Origin of the sequence: Extibacter sp. GGCC_0201 (assembly GCF_017566055.1) — a bacterium.
Classification (GTDB): domain Bacteria; phylum Bacillota; class Clostridia; order Lachnospirales; family Lachnospiraceae; genus Extibacter.
On record NZ_JABFCH010000234.1, the window covers coordinates 1 to 214 of the forward strand.

A 214-nucleotide genomic window follows, 5' to 3' on the forward strand; every position below is an offset into this window, starting at 1 on the left:
TTTTTTTCAGCACGTTATTCTGAAGAAAATCCATGGTTCCTTTAAAGCTCTCATCCCCAAAACTTTCTACATTTTTTCCGTTAGCATAAAATTCACGGGATGCTTCATCTCTCTGAGAATAGCCGGCTGCAAGAAGATTGGTAGGCCATCCTGCATTTAAACTGAACGGTGATATTCCTGCAGCTGCCAGTTTATCCACAGCCGCATCAAAATC

Annotated in this window: 1 pseudogene; it reads right to left on the bottom strand. The window is 41.6% G+C overall.

The features are described from left to right. Nucleotides 1-214 (bottom strand): annotated as a pseudogene (locus HJV72_RS19370) (ABC transporter substrate-binding protein); the annotation flags it as partial.